Genomic DNA, 3,279 nt, shown 5'->3' with positions numbered 1-3,279 from the left:
CTGCAGATAAAACTCCATTAAATATCAATATATAGCATAATAATAAAATTTTATCCCATTGATAAATAATCATAAAATTAATGTTAATAAAAACAAACAACCAATAAATACTCAACAACCATAGTCAATCAAACGGAATAAATAATTCCTTGTCACAGCTACGATTAAAATTAAAGATAAAATAATCAAGAAATACACAAAACAACACTTTAATCATACTTAATATTATTAATAGATAATCATCAACAACGGTAATAAATAATTATGTGTAATGTGTGATTAAATAACATATTTGGGTATAATAATAATCGTAGAAAATGACTCAACATAGCTAAATTAGCTAATTAAACGCAATACAACAAAACAAGAGACTAACTAAACTAAAAAAAATATTATTTACAACAATAAAAAGAAATTAAATCATTTATTTTAGCCTATATTTATTCAATCCAAATCAATGGAATACACATGGCGGTTAATATCCCCATTATAATATTAAATGAGAACCATGCTCGTCTGCTTTGTAAAAAACGACTGATAAATGTTCCACCTAAAATCCATACCATACCAGCGATAAAATTAACCAACAACATCACAACACTAATCACACCAATCGATCCCAAATAACCATCACCGGCTAAACTAAAACTTCCTACGGCGCCTAGCCCCATCATCCAAGCTTTTGGATTTAAAAATTGCAATAATCCACCTTGAAACGCCGTCACTGTTTGGGGCACTTTACTTGAAATATCTAATCGTTGATAAGAAGCGGTTGCTGTTTTCCAAGCTAACCAACAAAGATAAATGCTACCAATAATCTTTAAACCGATATGCAATGCGGGATAAATAATCAATAATGTCGCAATACCAAACGCAGAGCTAAGTAATACACATTGCATTCCGACGATAATGCCTGCCATCAACGTTAAAGAGCGTTTTAAACCAACATGAGCCCCCGAAGAGGTTAATAGTAAATTATTAGGTCCGGGCGTAATGGCTGCAATAAAAAGGAAAACGCTCAACGAAACAACTAGGCTATTTGTCATAGTGAATGCTCAAAGATGTGACAGATGTTTTATTTTCACCGAAAATAGCAGTATGTTATTTAGCAAACAAGCATTAATTCATTTTAATAAACGGAACTATGTCTCAATATTTTGATCCAATACCTTGGGCTAAGAATCCCCATTTACAGACACTTTTGCCTCGAATAGTGCGAAGAACGCCACTATTAACGCCTTATTGGCAACGGCTTAATTTGCCTGATAATGATTTTGTCGACTTAGCATGGAGTGAAGAACCCAAAACAGCGCAACATAAGCCCCGTTTGGTTATCTTTCATGGTTTGGAAGGTAACTTTAATAGCCCTTATGTTCATGGCATGCTAGCCGCGGCGAAAGCGCGAGGATGGCTAGGTGTTGTCATGCATTTTCGAGGCTGTAGTGGCGAACCCAATCGGCAAAAACGCATTTATCATTCTGGTGAAACAGAAGATGCCCGCTATTTTCTGAATTGGTTAAAAGAGCAATTTGGCGAACAACCAACCGCAGCGGTAGGTTACTCTTTAGGAGGCAATATGCTGGCCTATTATCTTGCCGAAAGTGGTGAAAATGCGGTATTAGATGCCGCTGTTATTGTGTCAGCACCTTTGATGTTAGAACCTTGCTCAACCAAAATAGAGCGAGGATTTTCGCGCTTCTATCAATGGTATTTACTGAAAGGGTTAAAACGCAATGCAACTCGCAAATTGATCCGCTATCCCCAATCGTTACCTATTAGTCTATTAACCATTAAATCCATTAAAAAGTTACGTCAATTTGATGATCTGATCACGGCAAAAATTCACGGTTTCAAAGACGCCCTTGATTATTATCGTCAATGTAGCGCTCTCCCTTTACTCAATCAGATCAAAAAAAATACACTTATCATTCACGCCAAAGACGATCCCTTTATGTCTACAGAAGTGATACCTGATATCACAACATTACCTAAAAATATTGAATACCAATTAACAGAATTTGGTGGGCATGTAGGTTTTGTTAGTGGAAAACTCTCTAAGCCTGTAATGTGGCTTGAAAAACGTATCCCCGACTGGCTATCGACCTATTTGGAGAAAGTAAAATGATCATCCCTTGGCAAGAACTATCAACCGAAACGCTAGATAACTTGATTGAAAGTTTCGTTTTACGAGAAGGGACTGATTATGGTATGCAAGAGAAAACGCTTGAACAAAAAGTTGCCGACGTAAAAAAACAACTCGTCTCGGGTGAGGCCGTGTTAGTGTGGTCTGAGCTTCATGAAAGCGTCAACATTATGCCAGCTGCACAGTTTCGCCCTGATTGATCTTACCTAAGTTGGCACTATCACATCACATTTAACAATAAGGTATAGCCCTTATTTTGAAAAGGAACATGATATGTCAATCAAACACCCTATTATTGCTGTTACTGGTTCAAGTGGTGCAGGTACTACTACAACCAGCCAAGCTTTTCGTAAAATATTTCAGCAACTCAACGCCCATGCAGCCTCTATTGAAGGGGATAGTTTTCACCGTTATACACGCCCTGAAATGGATATGGCCATTAGAAAAGCGAAAGAGCAAGGACGGCATATCAGCTATTTTGGCCCTGAAGCCAATGACTTTAATTTATTAAGTTCAACCCTAAGTCACTATAGCCAAACAGGGCAAGGGCAATTTCGCAAATATCTTCATTCTTATGATGAAGCAACCCCTTATAACCAATTACCTGGGACATTTACACCTTGGGAAGCATTACCAGAAAAAACAGATATTTTATTTTATGAGGGATTGCATGGTGGAGTCGTTACCGATCAACATAATGTCGCTCAACACGTTGACCTATTAGTCGGTGTTGTGCCTATTGTTAACCTTGAATGGATACAAAAATTAATTAGAGACACCACAGAGCGCGGGCACTCTCAAGAAGCGGTGAGAGATTCTGTGGTACGTTCGATGGATGATTATATCAGTTACATCATTCCACAGTTTTCTCGCACTCATATCAATTTCCAACGCGTTCCTACGGTGGATACCTCTAATCCCTTCTCAGCTAAAGCTATTCCAACACTGGATGAAAGTTTTATTGTTATTCGCTTTCGTGGCTTAACGGATATCGATTTCCCCTATCTATTGGCAATGTTGCATGGTTCATTTATGTCGACTATCAATACTATTGTTGTTCCAGGAGGGAAATTAGGCTTAGCGATGGAATTAATCATGGCACCACTGGTGAAGAAATTATTGAATGGTGAAAAAAT

The 3,279-nt window shown here is 37.5% G+C and carries 4 protein-coding genes; 3 read left to right on the top strand and 1 reads right to left on the bottom strand.

All coding sequences use genetic code 11. The features are described 5' to 3' along the window. Positions 1–440: 440 nt before the first annotated feature. Positions 441–1,046, bottom strand: a complete 606-nt coding sequence (locus AACU95_RS14335; protein WP_012368518.1) for a LysE family translocator — start codon at positions 1,044–1,046, stop codon at positions 441–443. A gap of 98 nt (positions 1,047–1,144) precedes the next feature. Between AACU95_RS14335 and AACU95_RS14330 the strand changes: the two genes are divergently transcribed. The 3 genes from AACU95_RS14330 to AACU95_RS14320 all read left to right on the top strand — a co-directional run. Beyond that, entirely contained in the window at positions 1,145–2,125 is a 981-nt protein-coding gene (locus AACU95_RS14330; protein WP_004246877.1) for a hydrolase, read from the top strand. After that, entirely contained in the window at positions 2,122–2,343 is a 222-nt protein-coding gene (locus tag AACU95_RS14325) for a YheU family protein (protein WP_004246876.1), read from the top strand. The genes AACU95_RS14330 and AACU95_RS14325 overlap by 4 nt, the downstream gene beginning before the upstream one ends. 73 nt (positions 2,344–2,416) lie before the next feature. After that, positions 2,417–3,279, top strand: an 863-nt coding sequence (locus AACU95_RS14320; protein ID WP_161737041.1) for a phosphoribulokinase, incomplete at its 3' end; no start/stop codon positions are given.

It is taken from the genome of Proteus sp. G4415, assembly GCF_963896075.1.
Classification (GTDB): domain Bacteria; phylum Pseudomonadota; class Gammaproteobacteria; order Enterobacterales; family Enterobacteriaceae; genus Proteus; species Proteus mirabilis.
The sequence above is the reverse complement of the archived record's forward strand: the minus strand, read 5'-3'. Positions and strand labels throughout refer to the sequence as shown.